The following is a 412-nucleotide window of genomic DNA, read 5'->3' as shown; positions in this document are numbered from 1 at the left end:
CAACGCCTGCTGCAGTTTCCGTGCGCGAAACTGACCGCCGCGATCCGAATGCAGCACACAGCCGGCGACCTGACCGTCACGTCGGGCAACCGCGGACTCCAAGGCGTTGACCGCGATCTGGGATGTCATTCGGTCGCTGATGGAGTAGCCGACGATGCGGTTGGACCACAGGTCCTTGATTGCGCAGAGGTACAGCTTGCCCTCCTTGGTGCGGTGCTCGGTCAGGTCGGTGAGCCAGACCTTGTTCGGGGCGTCGGCTCGGAACTGACGCCGGACCAGGTCGTCGTGGGCTGGGGCACCTGCGTTTGGCCTCTTGCGACTGCGAGGCTTGCCGAAGACGCTCCACCAGCCGTTCTCGGAGCAGATCCGCCACACGGTGCGCTCGGCAACCTGATGGCCGGCGTCGCGGACC

General features: G+C 65.8%; 1 protein-coding gene. It reads right to left on the bottom strand.

Going from position 1 to position 412, the window contains the following annotated elements; translation table 11 throughout:
* Positions 1-412: DDE-type integrase/transposase/recombinase (locus tag D9V37_RS19995; RefSeq protein WP_147456018.1), on the bottom strand; the 412-nt coding region annotated here is incomplete at both ends.

This window comes from Nocardioides mangrovicus (assembly GCF_003674065.1).
Taxonomy (GTDB): domain Bacteria; phylum Actinomycetota; class Actinomycetes; order Propionibacteriales; family Nocardioidaceae; genus Marmoricola; species Marmoricola mangrovicus.
This window is presented reverse-complemented; position numbering and strand designations above follow the sequence as displayed.